The following is a 16,126-nucleotide window of genomic DNA, read 5'->3' on the forward strand; positions in this document are numbered from 1 at the left end:
AACTGCAGCCGCGGGGACGCTCGGGGGACGAGATGGGGACGAATGCCAACAACGCAGTCACCGTCGAGGCCCGGAACGCGACAACCTTAAGCCACCAGATCCGCATGATCTCGGGGAGTATTCTACGGTGGGCCCTGCCGGGATCGAACCGACGACATCCACGGTGTAAACGTGGCGCTCTACCAGCTGAGCTAAAGGCCCGCGATCGGATGGAACCATCCGATGCGACTCGTCGAGTCTAGCCGGAGTCGCCGTCGGAGCCGGAACGCTCCACAACCCGGGTCCGCGCGCATCCGTCGCGACACCGGACGATCGGTCGGGCGCGGTGACGGTCGCTGGCCGTACGATCGAGGGGATGGATACGACGATCCCCACCCCGTACGAAGACCTCCTGCGCGACACGCTCGAGCACGGCGCCACCAAAGGCGACCGCACCGGAACCGGCACGCGCAGTGTGTTCGGCCGCCAGCTCCGCTTCGACCTCTCCCAGGGATTCCCGCTCATCACCACGAAGCGGGTGCACTGGAAGTCCATCGCCTACGAACTCCTGTGGTTCCTCCGCGGCGACGGCAACGTCCGCTGGCTCCAGGAGCACGGCGTCTCCATCTGGGACGAATGGGCCGACGACCAGGGCGAGCTCGGTCCCGTGTACGGCGTGCAGTGGCGGTCCTGGCCGACCCCCGACGGCTCGCACATCGACCAGATCTCGCAGGTCATCGACCAGCTGCGCACCGATCCGAACTCGCGCCGCATCATCGTCTCCGCCTGGAACGTCGCCGACATCCCCAACATGGCGCTCGCCCCGTGCCACGCCTTCTTCCAGTTCTACGTCGCCGACGGCAAGCTGTCCTGCCAGCTCTACCAGCGCAGCGCAGACCTCTTCCTCGGCGTCCCCTTCAACATCGCCAGCTATGCGCTCCTCACCCACCTCGTCGCCGAGCAGGTCGGCCTTGAGGTCGGCGACTTCGTGTGGACGGGCGGCGACTGCCACATCTACGACAACCACGTCGAGCAGGTGACGGAGCAGCTCACGCGCGCACCGTTCCCCTACCCGAAGCTGCGCATCAACACGAAGCGCGACAGCATCTTCGACGTGGAGTACGACGACCTCGAGATCGTCGACTACCAGCACCACCCCGCCATCCGAGCGGCCGTCGCCGTATGAGCCTGGCGCTCATCTGGGCCCAGGCCCACGACGGCGTCATCGGCGCCGACGGCGACATGCCCTGGCACGTCCCCGAAGACCTCGCGCACTTCAAGGCGCTCACCGGATCCGACGCGGTGATCATGGGACGCCGTACCTGGGATTCACTCCCCCCGCGGTTCCGTCCGCTCCCAGGACGCCCGAACATCGTCGTCACCCGCGATCACGCGTGGTCCGCCGACGGCGCGATCGTCGCGCACTCCCTGGAGGACGCATTCGAAGCGGCGCAGCTCGCCGGCAACGGCCAGGCCTGGGTCACCGGCGGCGCGGGACTCTTCACCGAAGCGCTCGCGCTCGCCGACCGGCTCGAGGTCACCGAACTCGACCTCGACGTCGCGGGCGACACCTTCGCGCCGACGATCGGCGAGGAGTGGGTGCCGGTCACGATCGACCCGGCACACGGTTGGTCAGAGTCACGAACGGGCGTCCCCTACCGCTTCATCCGCTACGAGCGTGCGCCCGAGGTCACGATCACCGGCTGAGACACCGGGCGATCCGGATCAGCCGGCGTGAGACGCGGCTCAGGCAGGCTGACGCAGCTCTTCGAGCGCGGCGCGGTAGGCCGCGAGCGAGCGAGCCTCACCCGGTGCCGTGATGAAACTCTCCCGGATGATGCCCTGCTGGTCGATGAGGAAGGTCGCACGGTTCGCGAACCCCTTCTCCTGCAGGAACACCCCGTACTCCTTGGCGACCTGGCCGTGCGGCCAGAAGTCGGCGAGCAGCTGGAAGCCGTACTGCTCCTGCTCCGCCCACGCGCGCAACGTGTGCTTGGAGTCGACGGAGATGCCGACGAGCGTGACCTGGTCGTCCGTGAACAGGCTGAGGTTGTCGCGCAACTCGCACAGCTCCCCCGTGCAGGTGCCGGAGAACGCCAACGGGAAGAAGACGAGGGCGACAGCCGAACTGCCGCGGAACTGACTCAACCTGACGAGTTCACCGAACTGGTTCGCCAGTTCGAAGTCGGGTGCCAGGGTGTCGTTCTCGAGTGCCATGAGGGTCCTTTCAGGCGGGTTCGCCTGCTCCGGATCGCCCGAGCGGTGGACGGGTCCGATCCGGTCACACATCCTAACCCCGCACCGCAGCTGCACAAACCCGGAGGGGTGCGCCGCTCGGTCACCGTTCCCTGGGGTGACCGGATAGGGTGAAAGGTGGCGCCCGCGTCCATACCCATCAGGACGCATGGAGTTCACCATCACAACCCAGGCACGATCTGCCACGAGAGAAAGGTCGACGGTGACTGTTCACGACCAGGATCCATACTCGTCCAACCACGTAGACGCCGATCCTGAGGAGACGTCCGAGTGGAATGAGTCCCTCGACGCCCTCGTCGACGAACGTGGCCGCGGTCGCGGCCGCGACATCATGCTGAGCCTCCTGAAGCGCTCGAAGGAACTGCACCTCGGCGTGCCGATGGTGCCCACCACCGACTACATCAACACCATCGCCTCGGAGAACGAGCCCGACTTCCCGGGCGACGAGGACATCGAGCGCCGCTACCGCGCCTGGATCCGCTGGAACGCGGCCATGACCGTGCACCGCGCGCAGCGCCCCGGCATCGGTGTCGGCGGACACATCTCCACCTACGCGTCGTCGGCCGCGCTCTACGAGGTCGGCTTCAACCACTTCTTCCGCGGCCAGGACGCCCCGGGCGGTGGCGACCAGATCTACATCCAGGGCCATGCCTCCCCCGGCACCTATGCCCGCGCCTTCCTTGAGGGCCGCCTCAGCACCGACCAGCTCGACGGCTTCCGTCAGGAGAAGTCGCACGCGCCGCACGGGCTCTCCTCGTACCCGCACCCGCGCCTCATGCCGGACTTCTGGCAGTTCCCGACGGTCTCGATGGGTCTCGGACCAATCAACGCGATCTACCAGGCACACCTCGCCAAGTACGTCACCAACCGTGGCATCAAGGACGCCAGCGACCAGCAGGTCTGGGCGTTCCTCGGCGACGGCGAGATGGACGAGGTCGAGAGCCGCGGTCAGCTCCAGGTCGCCGCGAACGAGGGCCTCGACAACCTCAACTTCGTGATCAACTGCAACCTGCAGCGCCTCGACGGCCCCGTCCGCGGGAACGGCAAGATCATCCAGGAGCTCGAGAGCTTCTTCCGCGGCGCAGGCTGGAACGTCATCAAGGTCATCTGGGGCCGCGAGTGGGACGACCTCCTCAACCGCGACACCGACGGCGCGCTCCTCAACCTCATGAACGTCACGCCCGACGGCGACTTCCAGACGTACAAGACGGAAGACGGCGCCTACGTCCGTGAGAACTTCTTCGGCCGCGACGAGCGCGCCCTGAAGCTCGTCGAGGGCTACACCGACGACGAGGTCTGGAACCTCAAGCGCGGCGGCCACGACTACCGCAAGGTCTACGCGGCGTTCAAGGCGGCCAGCGAGCACAAGGGTCAGCCGACGGTCATCCTCGCGCACACCATCAAGGGCTACGGCCTCGGCCCGAGCTTCGAGGGCCGCAACGCGACCCACCAGATGAAGAAGATGACGCTCGACAACCTGAAGACCTTCAGGGACACGATGCGCATCCCGATCACCGACTCGCAGCTCGAAGAGAACCCCTACCTCCCGCCCTACTACCACCCGGGCGAGGACGACGAGGCGATCCAGTACCTGCACGAGCGTCGCCGCGCGCTCGGCGGCTACGTCCCCGAGCGTCGCAGCAAGTACACGCAGCTGAACCTGCCCGACGACTCCGCGTACGCGGCAGCGAAGAAGGGCTCCGGCACGCAGGAGATCGCCACCACGATGGCGTTCGTCCGACTGCTGAAGGACCTCCTCCGCGCCAAGGACTTCGGCAACCGCATCGTCCCGATCATCCCCGACGAGGCACGCACCTTCGGTATGGACGCGTTCTTCCCGAGCGCGAAGATCTACAACCCGAACGGTCAGCACTACACCTCGGTCGACCGCGAACTGCTGCTCGCCTACAAGGAGAGCCCGCAGGGTCAGATCGTGCACGTGGGCATCAACGAGGCGGGCGCCGTCGCGGCCTTCTCCGCGATCGGAACCTCGTACTCGGTGCAGGGCGAGCCGCTCATCCCGGTCTACGTCTTCTACTCGATGTTCGGCTTCCAGCGCACCGCCGACGCCATCTGGGCGGCCGGCGACCAGATGACCCGTGGCTTCATGATCGGCGCGACCGCCGGTCGCACGACGCTCACGGGTGAGGGCCTCCAGCACGCCGACGGCCACTCGCTGCTGCTCTCGTCGTCGAACCCCGCGGTCGTCAGCTACGACCCGGCCTACGGCTACGAGATCGCGCACATCGTGCGCAGTGGTATCCAGCGCATGTACGGCGGCGAGCACGAGGACCCGAACGTCATGTACTACCTCACGGTGTACAACGAGCCGATGGTCATGCCCGTCGAGCCCGAGGGCGTGGACGTCGACGGCATCGTGCGCGGTATCCACCGCATCAGCACGAGCGACAAGCAGGGGCCGAAGGCTCAGCTCATGGCCTCCGGTGTCGCGGTCCCGTGGGCGATCGAGGCACAGCAGCTCCTCGCCGACGACTGGGGCGTCTCCGCAGACGTCTGGAGCGTCACGAGCTGGACCGAGCTCCGTCGCGACGGTCTCGCCGCCGACCAGCACAACTTCCTGCACCCGCAGGAGGAGCGTCGTGTGCCCTACGTCACGGAGAAGCTGAGCGGTGCCGCAGGCCCGTTCGTCGCCGTGACCGACCACATGCACGCCGTGCCGGACCAGATCCGTCAGTTCGTGCCGGGCGACTTCGCGACGCTGGGCGCCGACGACTTCGGCTTCTCCGACACGCGCGCCGCTGCCCGTCGCTTCTTCAAGATCGACGGCCCCTCGCTCGTCGTCCGCACCCTCCAGCAGCTCGCTGCTCGAGGTGAGGTCGATGCGAGCCTCCCGCAGCAGGCGATCGACCGCTACCGCCTCCACGACGTGAACGCCGGCAACACCGGTAACGCGGGTGGCGAGAGCTGATTCCATCGCTACCACGGTGACGAAGACGAAGACGAAGGCCGAGACACTCGACTGGCTCCGCCGGATCTCGGGTGAGCTCGCGACCGCGACGCTCAAACGCCTCGAGGACACCCTTCCCTGGTACGCCGAGATGCCACCAGGCCGCCGCTCAGCGGTCGGCCTGGTGGCCCAGGCGGGCATCAGTTCGTTCATCTCGTGGTTCGACGACCCCCGGTCGACGCCGTGGATCGCCGCCGACGTGTTCGGGGCGGCTCCTCGCGAGCTGCTCCGTTCCGTCAGCCTGCAGCAGACGCTGCAACTCATCAAGGTCACCGTCGAGGTCGTCGAGGAACGCGTCGCGTCCGGGAGCGTCGACCTCCGTGAGGCGATCCTCCTCTACTCACGCGACATCGCATTCGCGTCGGCCGACGTGTACGCCCGTGCGGCCGAAGCCCGCGGACTCTGGGATGCCCGCCTCGAGGCCCTCGTCGTCGACTCGATCCTCAGCGGCGAGGCCGACGACGAGCTACCGAGCCGCATCGCCGCCCTCGGGTGGCACGGTCACGGCGAGGCCTGCGTCCTGGTCGGGACGACCCCACGGGTGCTCGATGTCGACATGCTCCGCCGGACCGCCCGACACCTCGACGCCGACGTGCTCATCGGCGTCCAGGGCAACCGGCTCGTGCTCGTCCTGGGTCGCGCTGAGCTGCCCAGCACCGAGCCCGGAGACGGCGAGCCCGTCGACGAGGCCGAACAGGCCGCCGCGGACGCCCGCACCAGCTCACAACTCACCTTCCTCGACATCGCCGCCAAGCTCGAGCACGGCTTCGGGCCGGGGCATCTCGTGCTCGGTCACGCTGTGCCGTCCCTCATCGAGGCATCGCGCAGCGCGAAGGCCGCGCTTGCCGGGTTCGCCGTCGCGAAGTCCTGGCGTCACGCACCTCGACCGGTCGCGGCGGACGACCTCCTTCCTGAGCGCGCCCTCGCCGGCGACAACCTCGCGAAGACCACGCTCATCGAGCGGGTCTACCGCCCGCTCAAGGACTACTCCGGCGAGCTCGTGACGACGCTCTGGTGCTACCTCGACAACGGCCGCTCGCTCGAAGCGACCGCGCGCGAGCTGTTCGTGCACCCCAACACCGTCCGGTACCGCCTCAAGCGGGTCTCCGAGGTCATCGGATGGGACGCGACCGGTGCCCGCGAGTCGCTCATCCTGCAGGCGGCCCTCATCCTCGGCGCCATCGCTGAGCCTGAGCCGTCCCGACGTCGGCTGACCTCCTGACGCTGGCAGGGCCGTTCGACCGGTCGGCTTTGTGGAGTCCACACAACACATTTTCCAAAGGTTCGTGGTGTTGCTCCACTGCTGGGCGTCCTCCGGTTGGCAGACTAGAGCGGTGATCGTCATCGCCTGCCCTGGACAGGGCTCCCAAACCCCCGGCTTCCTCGACCCCTGGTTGCAGGACGCCTCCGCGAAGGACGCGCTCGCGCGCTTCTCCGACGAAGCCGGACTCGACCTCGTCAAGCACGGCACCGTCTCCGACGCCGACACCATCCGCGACACCGCGGTGGCCCAGCCGCTCATCGTCGCGGCCGGCATCGTCGCCTTGGACGCCCTGCGGAAGGCCCTCCCCGCCGACGCCGCGCCGTTCGGCGGCATCGCCGGACACTCCGTCGGCGAGATCACCGCGGCCTACGGTGCCGGCATCCTCTCGGACAGCGACGCCATGAGCTTCGTGAGCGAACGCGCCGTAGCAATGGCCGAAGCAGCAGCCACCACCCCGACGGGCATGAGTGCCGTCCTCGGCGGCGACCAGGACGCCGTCGTCGCGCACGTCCGCTCCTTCGGGCTGGAGCCCGCCAACTACAACGGCGGCGGCCAGATCGTCGTCGCCGGCGCGCATGACGCCCTCGCCCGCCTCGCCGACGAGCCGCTCAAGGGCACGCGGGTGATCCCGCTGCAGGTCGCAGGCGCCTTCCACACGAGCTACATGCAGTCGGCCCGCGACTGGCTGGCCGGGGCGAGCCGCACGGTCGAGCCCCAGGATCCGACGCTCCGCATCTGGACGAACCACGACGGCACCGAGGTCACCTCGGGTACGGCGTTCTTCGACCTCCTCATCGGTCAGGTCGCCTCCCCGGTACGCTGGGACCTGTGCATGGACGCGTTCAGCGCCGCAGGGATCACCGGACTCATCGAGCTCGCCCCCGCCGGGGCGCTCACCGGACTCGCACGTCGCGGCCTGAAGGGCGTGCCGACGGTCGCCATCAAGACCCCCGACGACCTGCCGGCAGCCCTCGACCTCATCGCCCAGCAGTAGCGCAGACGGAGAACCAGTCAATGACCACCCCCACCCTCAAGCAGTCGCGCGGTCCCGAGTTCACCCGCATCCTCGGCCTCGGCGCAGCTCGCGGAGACCTCAGCGTCCCGAACGACGACCTCGTCGGTCCGATCAACTCGTCCGACGAGTGGATCCAGCAGCGCACCGGAATCGTCACTCGCACGCGGGCGTCGGCCGACGTCAGCGCCGTCGACCTCGCAGCCGAAGCCGGCGCCGAGGCCATCGCGGCCGCGGGCATCTCGCCCGAGCAGGTCGACCTCGTCCTCATCGCGACGATCAGCAACGTCCAGCAGTCCCCGTCGATGGCGGCCGTCGTGGCCGACCGCGTCGGAGCGAACCCCGCTGCCGCCTACGACCTCAACGCCGCATGTGCCGGATACGCCTACGCGATCGCCCAGGCCGACGCACTCATCCGATCGGGCGCGGCACACTACGCGCTCGTCATCGGCGCAGAGAAGCTGTCCGACATCGTCGACCCGACCGACCGGTCGATCTCGTTCCTCCTCGGCGACGGTGCAGGCGCGGCCGTCGTCGGTCCGAGCGACTTCCCCGGCATCTCCCCCACCGTGTGGGGATCCGACGGCTCGAAGGCCGACGCCGTCGGCATGAGCGGCACGCTCACCGAGTTCCGCGACGGCACGGCCGCCTGGCCGACCCTGCGCCAGGAGGGCCAGACGGTCTTCCGGTGGGCGGTCTGGGAGATGGCCAAGGTCGCCAAGCAGGCCCTGGAGGAAGCGGGCGTCGAAGCCTCCGACCTCGCTGCCTTCATCCCCCACCAGGCGAACATGCGCATCGTCGACGAGTTCGCCAAGCAGCTCAAGCTGCCGGAGACCGTCGTCATCGCGCGCGACATCGAGACCACCGGCAACACCTCGGCGGCATCCATCCCGCTCGCCACCCACCGGCTCCTCCAGGGGCACCCCGAGCTCAGCGGCGGCCTCGCCCTGCAGATCGGATTCGGTGCCGGACTGGTCTTCGGCGCTCAGGTCGTCGTCCTGCCGTAGCAGGACGCCCGACGCGACTACACTCGACTACGGTCAAACCTCACCCAAGGAGTAGAACAATGGCACTGTCCACCGAAGAAGTCCTCGCCGGCCTGGCCGAGCTGATCAACGACGAGACCGGCATCGCGACCGACACCGTCGAGCTGGACAAGTCGTTCACCGACGACCTCGACATCGACTCGATCTCCATGATGACCATCGTCGTCAACGCGGAGGAGAAGTTCGACGTGAAGATCCCGGACGAAGAAGTCAAGAACCTGAAGACCGTCGGCGACGCCGTCGACTTCATCGTCAAGGCTCAGGGCTAGTCCCAGCGCAGTGCTGAAGGGTCGGCCGGCAGTTGGCCGACCGGCCCTTCGGCGTTCGAGGCGGCTCGTCCGTCCGGACACGGGCTCGACCGCCGCAGGGCTCGGACCCCCTCGTCGTCTCCACAGAAGGTTTGACTGAATGACCACCAAACGCATCGTCATCACCGGCATCGGTGCCACCACTCCCCTCGGCGGCAACGCCACCGACTCCTGGGACAACCTCCTCGCCGGCAAGAGCGGTGCGAGCCGTCTCGAGCAGCCATGGGCCGAAGAGCTCGAGCTGCCCGTACGCTTCGCCGCACAGGCCGCCGTCCCCTCCGCGGACATCCTCGACCGTCGTGAGGTCAAGCGCCTCGACCCGTCGAGCCAGTTCGCCCTGATCGCCGCGCGCGAGGCCTGGCAGGACGCCGGCGCCCCCGAGGTCGACCCGGAGCGACTCCTCGTCGACTGGGCCACCGGCATCGGCGGCGTGTGGACGCTCCTGGACGCCTGGGACACCCTGCGCGAGAAGGGCCCCCGCCGCGTCCTCCCCATGACCGTCCCGATGCTCATGCCGAACGGCCCGGCAGCGGCGATCGGCATGGACCTCGGTGCCCGAGGCGGAGAGCGCACCGTCGTCTCCGCTTGTGCGTCAAGCACCGAGTCGCTCGCCAACGCCTACGACCACCTCCAGGCCGGCCTCGCCGACATCGTCGTGGCCGGTGGCTCCGAAGCCGCCATCCACCCGCTCCCGCTCGCGTCCTTCGCAGCGATGCAGGCGTTGTCCAAGCGCAATGACGACCCCGCCATTGCCTCGCGTCCCTACGACGTCGACCGCGACGGATTCGTCCTCGGTGAGGGCGCCGCAGCGCTCATCGTCGAGACCGAGGAGCACGCCAAGGCCCGTGGCGCCCGCATCTACGCCGAGCTCCTCGGTGGTGCGGTGACGAGCGACGCGTACCACATCACCGCTCCCGATCCCGAGGGTTCGGCTGCTGCCCGCGCCATGCGTGCGGCCGTCGAGAACGGCGGCGCGTCGCTCGACGACGTCGTGCACGTCAACGCACACGCCACGAGCACGCCCGTCGGCGACATCGCGGAGTACAACGCGCTGCGTCGGGTCTTCGGTGCCCACCTCGACGACATCGCCGTGACGGCCACCAAGGCCTCGACCGGCCACCTCCTCGGCGGCGCGGGCGCCATCGAAGCGGCCTACACGGCGCTCGCCCTGCACCACCGGGTCATCCCGCCGACCATCAACCTCGACAACCAGGACCCGGAGATCCCGCTCGACGTCGTCACGACGCCGCGTGAGCTCGGGGCCGGCGACCTGCTCGCCATCAGCAACTCGTTCGGGTTCGGCGGTCACAACGCGGTCGTCGCGTTCCGAAGCTACTGAGCCGTCCGCGACGGAGACGACGACGGGTCGTGGTGCACGCACCACGACCCGTCGTCGTCTACTGACCAGGGTGCCGCCGTTTCGTCACCTCGTGTCTGCCGGGAGTGTCACCGACCTCGCACGGTCCACGCCACGTGGGCACCCTGTCGTCTGTGAAGTTGTCTCGCGTGCGCGGTGCCGCCGCGCCGGCGGGGCCGGATCAGCCCACGTTGTGCAGCCAGATGACGGAGGACCCGTCGCCGGCGTGACGGAACGGCTCGAGTTCGTCGTCCCACGGCTGTCCAAGCGCGACGCGGAGTTCGCGCTGGAGTTCGGCGGCGTTCCCGGCGCCGACCTCCATGGCGTACCGGATGCGATCCTCCGGGACGACCACGTTGCCGATGCTGTCGGTCTGCGCGTAGAAGATCCCGAGGTCGGGCGTGTGCATCCACCGGGCACCGTCGGCGCCCTGGGCCGGGTCTTCGCTCACCTCGTAGCGGAGGTGCTCCCAGCCGCGCAGGGCTGAGGCGAGTGCGGCTCCGGTGCCGTGCGGGCCTTCCCAGAAGACCTCGGCACGCTGCGCACCGCGGAGGATCGGCTGGTCTTCCCAGTCGAAACTGATGGCACGACCAAGAGCGCGACCTGCCGCCCATTCGAGGTGCGGGCAGAGCGCGCGAGGCGACGAGTGCACGAACAGCACACCCTTCGTCATCGGTGTCGACATGATTCCTCCACTGCGTCCGGGTGCGTCTTCCCCAACGACCCATGCAGTGTGATCCATGCCGGTGTCCGGCTGACCGGACCTCCGTGTATGCAGTTGTTCGACTCGCGCCGATACGAGCATTATGCCCCATGACCTGGAGGAATGACAACCGTGTCGTTCCCAGTACGCTGGATCGGGAGCCGGCCCGGACTGACGGCCCTTCAGGATGGAGCGGTAATGCACGAGGCCCTCGCGATCGACATCGGCGGCACGAAGGTCGAAGCGGCCGTCGTCGACGTTGAGGGACGGATCCTGCCCGGCACCCGGTTCCGCGGTCCGACGGGCGCCGCGGCCACCCGCGAGGAGCTCGTGGCGTCGATCCTCCAGACCGCCGAACGGAGCGTCGCGGCCCATGGCGGGCCGGTGTCCGGTGTCGGAATCGGTTCGGCGGGCCCCATCGGCAGGGCCGACGGCACCGTCTCGCCGATCAACCTCCCCCGACTCGCCGTCTTCCCCGTCGTGGCGGAGCTCCGGCGCTTCACGTCCGGTCCGGTGGAACTCCGACTCGACGGCACCTGCATCGCCCTGGCCGAGCACTGGCAGGGCGCACTCCGCGGAACCGAGAACAGTATGGGCATCGTCGTCTCGACCGGGATCGGTGGCGGGATCATCCTCGGATCCCGACTCGTCCCCGGCACCTCGGGCAACGCCGGCCACCTCGGACAGATGCAGCTCCGCCGACGCGAACCGGATGCCGTCGGCACACCCTGGACGTTGGAGGGCATCGCGTCAGGCACCGCGACGGTCGCCTGGGCGCGCGCCCAGGGATGGACCGGCACGACGGGCGAACAGCTCGGCGCCGACTACGCAGCTGGAACGGAAATCGCGATCCGCGCCGTCCGACGTTCCGCCGAGGCCGTCGGCGAAGCCCTCTGTAGCATCACGACCCTGCTCGACCTGGAACGCGTCGCGATCGGAGGCGGCTTCTCGCGGGTCTCCCCCGACTACCTCGACCTCGTCCAAGAGGCTGCGACCGCCTCGGCATTGCACGCCTACGCCCGTGAGCTGCGCGTGGTCCCGGCCGGGCTCGACGCCGACGGGCCGCTCATCGGTGCCGCCGCCCTCGTCCTCGCGGACTGACCGGTCCCTGAGCAACCCTGCACCGGTCCCTGAGCCACCCCATCCCGGTCCCTGAGCCACCCCATTCCGGTCCCTGAACCGCCCCATCCCGGTCCCTGAGCTTGTCGAAGGGCGCCCTTCGACAAGCTCAGGGACCGGAACCAAGGCTCAGGGGCCGGATCTCGGTAGGGCGGGTGGGACTTGAACCCACGCATCGTTCGGTTATGAGCCGAATGCCTTCACCAGCTTGGCTACCGCCCCGTGCGGAACCCAGTGTACCGAGTGGCCCGCCGGGCGGGAGTCAGTCGCGGGATTCCTGGCGGTCTGCGGTCGCCGTGTGACGCTCGGTCGTCGGGTCGACGACCTGCTCGCCACGGTAGAGCGCTTCGAAGGTGTCGAGCGTGCGCTCGATGTCGTGCGCGGAGACGAGCTCCAACGAGGCGTCCTGCATCCGGCGGTACTCCTCGGGCGCGGCGCTGAGTACCGTCGCGAGCCGCTCGGCCAGGGCGTCGACGTTGCCCGGCTCGAACAGGTACCCGTTGACCTGATCGTGCACGAGGTGGGGCAGCGCCATGGCGTCGGCCGCGACCACCGGGAGACCGGAGGCCATGGCCTCCATCGTCGCGATGCTCTGCAGCTCCGCGATGGACGGCATCGCGAAGACGGTGGCGTTCGTGTAGGCCTGCTTCACCTCATCGTCGGACACCTTGCCGAGGAATCGGACGCGGTCGCCGATGCCGAGCTGCTGGGTCAGCTGCTCGAGGTTCTTCGCCTGGTCGCCGCCACCGATGACGTCGACGTGGGCGTCGAGTTCCTTCGGGAGTTTCGTGAGCGCGCGCAGGAGTACGTCGATCTGCTTCTCGCTCGTGATGCGACCCACGAAGAGGATGGTGTTGCGCTTCCGCGGTTCGAACGACGGCGTGTACTGTCCGGCCTCGATCCCGCAGGAGATCGCGTGCACACCGGTCAGGCCCGTGAACTGCTCCAGGAAGTCGGCGGCCTTGCGCGTCGGGGTCGTCACGGCGAAGGCACGATCGAAGACGCGACGGGCGGCAGCCCACTGCGTCCGGACGAGCCACTCCTGGGTGCGCTTGGGGATGACGGTGAAGTCGAGGATGTTGTCGGGCATGATGTGGTTCGTCGCCACCATGCGGATGCCGCGTTGCTCGGCCTCGATCGAGAGGCCACGGCCCACCACGATGTGCGACTGCAGGTGCACGACGTCGGGCTTCACGCGGTCGAGGATCTTCCGGGCGTTCCGTCGCATCGACCACGGCATCGCGAAGCGCAGCCAGTCGTGCGGGTACCACCGGAGACTGAAGAGGCGGTGCGCCGTCATCGTCTGACCCTCGTGGGTCTCCTTCCACGTGCCGAACTTGCGCGAGCCGGCGGGCGCCACGATGTGGACGTCGTGGCCTCGGCGGACGAGTCCGGCCGCGAGGCGTTCGGCGAAGCGTGCGGCGCCGTTCACGTCGGGCGAGAAGGTGTCGGCACCGATGACCACCCGCAGCGGCTTGTGGGTGTCGGCGCTCGGCGTCGTGCTGGACGCCTTCGCGAGGTGCTGGTCGTCGGGAGAAGTCAAGGTATCGGTGATTCCTCTGTGCTTGGCCAGTGATGTGAGGGGGTGCGGGCGGTCGCTCACGACCCTGATGCGGCGCGGAACGCCATGCTCAAGCATACCTGCAGCCCGTTCGGGCTCCAGGGCTCAGGCGGGCGCGTCGCCGGTCGCGAGGGCCTTCGCGGCTGCTGCGGCCGCCGGCGTCTGGCTCACCTGTGGGTGATGGCGAGCGAGCTGGAAGACTCCCCACACGGCGATCGCGCCGGCCACGACGAAGCCGAAGCCAGCCCAGAACGGTGCGTTGCTCGCCTCCCCCAGCACGATGATGCCGATGCCGACCGCGATCATCGGATCGATGACGGTGAGGCCCGCGATGACCAGGTCGGGCGGCCCCGAGGAGTAGGCGGTCTGCACGAAGTAGCCGCCGAGCGCACTCGCGGCGACGAGGCCGAGCCCGCAGAGGACCGTGAGCCAGTCGAACTCGCCCTGCTGCAGCCGTCCGATGATGACCTTGGCGAGCGTCGCGACGAAGCCGTAGAGCACGCCGGTCCCGACGATGTAGAAGATGGCCGTGAAGCGGGAACGGAACACCATGAAACCGAGTCCGAACACGACGAGCACGACGCCGAGCATCACCAGGATCGTGACGAGCTCGGCCTCGGTGATCCGGTGCTCGCCCGTGAAGACCGCCGCGATCGTCACGAACAGACCGACGCCGCCGACGCAGGCGACGATCGCGACGACCGATCGACGGTTCAACCGGACGCCGCTGATCCTGCTGTTCACCACCGCGGTGATGACGAGCGCGACCGCACCCAACGGCTGGACGAGGGTGATCGGTGCGAGGGACAGACTGCCGAGCTGGAGCACGATCGCGAGCCCGAGCATCACCGTTCCGGTCACCCAGGACGGCCGACTGAGCAGCGCCAGGAGCTGAGCGACGTTGAGCCCCGACGTCGCGTCGGTGCCGCTCGACGACTCGACCTTGGCCACGCCCCGGTGCTGCAGCTGCGCGCCGAGCGAGAGGAAGACAGCGCCGAGGAGCGCGAACGGGATACCGAGGAGCTGCGAGGGGTTGCGGGTGAAGTCGTCCGCGAGGTCGGCGATGTCGATGGCGGAGTGGATCACCCGTCGAGGGTACCCCGCGGTCCCACTGATCCCGGCGCGGCAGGCCGAGCCCAGCGGATAGGCTCGAGCAATGGCAATTCTCGAGATCCACGTGACCGGTGACCCGGTGCTCCACTCCGTCGCCCGGCCGGTCACCACGGTGGACGACGACCTCCGACGGCTCGTCGCCGACATGTACGAGACCATGGACCTCGCTCCCGGCGTCGGACTCGCGGCCCCGCAGGTCGGCGTCCCGCTCCGCCTCTTCGTCTACAGCTACGAGGACGACGACGGCCAGCCGTGGCGTGGCGTCGCGATCAACCCGGTGCTGTGGATCAGTCCCCCGCCGGTGGGCGAGCTCGACGAGGAGGCCGAGTCGGAGGGCTGCCTCTCCGTCCCCGGCGAGCGGCACCCGCTCCGTCGCGCGGAAGCAGCCATGCTCACCGGGACCGACCTCGAGGGCGACCCGGTCGAGCTGCGGGTCGTCGGCTGGCGCGCACGCATCCTGCAGCACGAGTTCGACCACCTCAACGGTGTGCTCTACGTGGACCGCTTGGAACTGCCGCACTCGCGCCGAGCGGCGAAGGCGATCCGCAAGGCTGGCTGGGGCGTCCCCGGGATCTCCTGGCTGCCGGGTCGCGACGACCTCGAGGGCTGAACCAGCTCGACGGAGACGACGCCGGCACGATCGGCACGGTGTCCCCTCGACAGGCGCAGGGTGTCCGGACATGCAACGAGGCCCGAAGAGTGGAGTCTTCGGGCCTCGTTGCCTAGTCTACGGCGTCCCTGCCGGTTTCGTGAAACCGGCCTCGAACGACGAATCCCCCGGTCCATATGGACCGAGGGATTCTGTGCAGCTCCTCGAGTTGGACTCGAACCAACAACCTATCGATTTCGTGACGGAAGTAGCGCATGGTCATGGATTCTTGCCATGACTAGGCATTCCCTCCGGTCAGGTTGCGGTCCATTACCGAGCATTTGGGCCTGTTTACGAGCGAATCTGGTGGATAGATGATGAGCGCCCGCGTGCTCAGTCCCGCTGAACAGCCGGCGGACGCGACGGATGGTTGCGGCGAGCGCCGTCGTCTCCGTGATGACGTGTCGCGGCTGCAGGCCGACGTCGCGGGAGTCCCTCGAGGGGCGACGCGTCGCGCCGACCAGGTGTCGTCGTGCGCCGGCGGGATGCGGCGAGCGCCGGCGCGGGTTCGTGTCAGTGGCTGGTGCCTGTCGGTGTGCGGCCGCGGTGCGCGACGCGTCGTGGTTGGCCGCGGGCGACGGTTCCGGGTATCCCAGTCGGGCGGCGAGTGGCGCTGTGGGCCGCTGAGAGCGGTCGGCGCGTCTGTGGGGGCGGTTTCCGCCCACCGATCGGCCGTGCAGGTAGCTGAGGGGCGCGGGGCGGGTGTTCGGCTGTCGGCGTCGCGTTGCGCCGTGGCGATCGCTGGGCGACGGGTCGCGGATCCGGTCGCGACGTGTCGTTCGTCGACGGGT

General features: G+C 68.6%; 14 protein-coding genes and 2 tRNA genes. 10 read left to right on the forward strand and 6 right to left on the reverse strand.

Features of this window, described 5'->3' with window-relative positions:
- Nucleotides 1–128: 128 nt before the first annotated feature.
- A tRNA-Val gene (locus tag ACZZZB_RS00975) sits at nucleotides 129–201 on the reverse strand.
- 154 nt (nucleotides 202–355) lie between these two features.
- Between ACZZZB_RS00975 and ACZZZB_RS00980 the strand changes: the two genes are divergently transcribed.
- Nucleotides 356–1,165, forward strand: coding sequence for a thymidylate synthase (locus tag ACZZZB_RS00980; protein WP_079705778.1), 810 nt, complete (start codon nucleotides 356–358; stop codon nucleotides 1,163–1,165).
- Nucleotides 1,162–1,686, forward strand: a complete 525-nt coding sequence (locus ACZZZB_RS00985; RefSeq protein ID WP_137241785.1) for a dihydrofolate reductase — start codon at nucleotides 1,162–1,164, stop codon at nucleotides 1,684–1,686. Before ACZZZB_RS00980 ends, ACZZZB_RS00985 begins: the two co-directional genes overlap by 4 nt.
- Nucleotides 1,687–1,725: 39 nt before the next feature.
- Here the strand turns inward: ACZZZB_RS00985 and ACZZZB_RS00990 are convergent, their stop codons facing one another.
- Nucleotides 1,726–2,196 (reverse strand): peroxiredoxin, encoded by a 471-nt coding sequence (locus tag ACZZZB_RS00990; protein ID WP_064293656.1) that lies wholly within the window; start codon nucleotides 2,194–2,196, stop codon nucleotides 1,726–1,728.
- Between the two features lie 241 nt (nucleotides 2,197–2,437).
- Between ACZZZB_RS00990 and aceE the strand changes: the two genes are divergently transcribed.
- The 6 genes from aceE to ACZZZB_RS01020 all read left to right on the forward strand — a co-directional run bounded on the left by aceE (nucleotide 2,438) and on the right by ACZZZB_RS01020 (nucleotide 10,172).
- Nucleotides 2,438–5,164, forward strand: a complete 2,727-nt coding sequence (gene aceE, locus ACZZZB_RS00995) for a pyruvate dehydrogenase (acetyl-transferring), homodimeric type (RefSeq protein ID WP_085510736.1) — start codon at nucleotides 2,438–2,440, stop codon at nucleotides 5,162–5,164.
- Between the two features lie 16 nt (nucleotides 5,165–5,180).
- Nucleotides 5,181–6,425: a PucR family transcriptional regulator gene (locus tag ACZZZB_RS01000; RefSeq protein ID WP_175484370.1), complete on the forward strand. Its 1,245-nt coding sequence runs from the start codon at nucleotides 5,181–5,183 to the stop codon at nucleotides 6,423–6,425.
- Nucleotides 6,426–6,537: 112 nt separating this feature from the next.
- The gene (locus tag ACZZZB_RS01005; protein ID WP_085510735.1) at nucleotides 6,538–7,461 is read left to right on the forward strand and encodes an ACP S-malonyltransferase; all 924 of its coding nucleotides are present in this window, start codon (nucleotides 6,538–6,540) and stop codon (nucleotides 7,459–7,461) included.
- A 20-nt stretch (nucleotides 7,462–7,481) separates the two neighbouring features.
- Nucleotides 7,482–8,486, forward strand: a complete 1,005-nt coding sequence (locus ACZZZB_RS01010) for a beta-ketoacyl-ACP synthase III (protein WP_079705772.1) — start codon at nucleotides 7,482–7,484, stop codon at nucleotides 8,484–8,486.
- Nucleotides 8,487–8,545: 59 nt separating this feature from the next.
- Nucleotides 8,546–8,794 carry an acyl carrier protein gene (locus ACZZZB_RS01015; protein WP_056006457.1) on the forward strand — a complete coding sequence of 83 codons (249 nt, stop codon included), beginning with the start codon at nucleotides 8,546–8,548 and terminating at the stop codon, nucleotides 8,792–8,794.
- Between the two features lie 139 nt (nucleotides 8,795–8,933).
- Nucleotides 8,934–10,172, forward strand: coding sequence for a beta-ketoacyl-[acyl-carrier-protein] synthase family protein (locus ACZZZB_RS01020; RefSeq protein ID WP_463528784.1), 1,239 nt, complete (start codon nucleotides 8,934–8,936; stop codon nucleotides 10,170–10,172).
- A gap of 199 nt (nucleotides 10,173–10,371) precedes the next feature.
- Here ACZZZB_RS01020 and ACZZZB_RS01025 read toward each other — a convergent pair whose 3' ends face one another.
- Nucleotides 10,372–10,875, reverse strand: coding sequence for a DUF3145 domain-containing protein (locus ACZZZB_RS01025; protein WP_191940963.1), 504 nt, complete (start codon nucleotides 10,873–10,875; stop codon nucleotides 10,372–10,374).
- 216 nt (nucleotides 10,876–11,091) lie between these two features.
- On the opposite strand from ACZZZB_RS01025, the gene ACZZZB_RS01030 reads away from it, so the two are divergent.
- Entirely contained in the window at nucleotides 11,092–11,994 is a 903-nt protein-coding gene (locus ACZZZB_RS01030) for an ROK family protein (RefSeq protein ID WP_191941296.1), read from the forward strand.
- Between the two features lie 165 nt (nucleotides 11,995–12,159).
- Here the strand turns inward: ACZZZB_RS01030 and ACZZZB_RS01035 are convergent.
- The 3 genes from ACZZZB_RS01035 to ACZZZB_RS01045 all read right to left on the reverse strand — a co-directional run bounded on the left by ACZZZB_RS01035 (nucleotide 12,160) and on the right by ACZZZB_RS01045 (nucleotide 14,659).
- Nucleotides 12,160–12,234 (reverse strand) — tRNA-Ile (locus tag ACZZZB_RS01035).
- Between the two features lie 40 nt (nucleotides 12,235–12,274).
- Complete coding sequence (locus ACZZZB_RS01040; RefSeq protein WP_370582608.1) at nucleotides 12,275–13,555, reverse strand: glycosyltransferase; 1,281 nt, start codon at nucleotides 13,553–13,555, stop codon at nucleotides 12,275–12,277.
- 123 nt (nucleotides 13,556–13,678) lie between these two features.
- Nucleotides 13,679–14,659: a DMT family transporter gene (locus tag ACZZZB_RS01045; protein ID WP_229939903.1), complete on the reverse strand. Its 981-nt coding sequence runs from the start codon at nucleotides 14,657–14,659 to the stop codon at nucleotides 13,679–13,681.
- A 70-nt stretch (nucleotides 14,660–14,729) separates the two neighbouring features.
- On the opposite strand from ACZZZB_RS01045, the gene def reads away from it, so the two are divergent.
- Complete coding sequence (def, locus tag ACZZZB_RS01050) at nucleotides 14,730–15,296, forward strand: peptide deformylase (RefSeq protein ID WP_192018048.1); 567 nt, start codon at nucleotides 14,730–14,732, stop codon at nucleotides 15,294–15,296.
- Nucleotides 15,297–16,126: the final 830 nt, after the last annotated feature.

The sequence above is a fragment of the Plantibacter sp. AC185 genome, assembly GCF_979258065.1.